The 292-nt window shown below is 55.8% G+C and carries 1 pseudogene; it reads right to left on the reverse strand.

The features are described from left to right. Positions 1 to 292: pseudogene (locus AF337_RS11520) on the reverse strand (O-antigen ligase family protein); the annotation flags it as partial.

The raw sequence follows: 292 nt of genomic DNA on the forward strand, positions 1-292 counted from the left end.
ATATCGCGGTATCCATTATGCGCGTGGGGCGCCGGCCAGCCGATCTTTGACCAGATTTGCGTCGCTTCTGGGTTCGCATCTGTCCAGAAAGCCTGGTAACCATAGCCAAGCAACCAACGATCGGATATTTCGCGATCAACCAGCTCCCATAATGGCACCCGACCCGTCAAAGTCGCGTCCTTGCCGAGCGCTTCGAGGGCCGGAACCAGGAATTCGTGAAGCGAAATCAGAATGCCGATAGACAGCTGAACGAATAACAGGACAATGACGACGCGGCCAACGCTGCTGCTTC

Source organism: Rhizobium ecuadorense (assembly GCF_001187535.1).
GTDB classification, from domain to species: Bacteria; Pseudomonadota; Alphaproteobacteria; order Rhizobiales; family Rhizobiaceae; genus Rhizobium; species Rhizobium ecuadorense.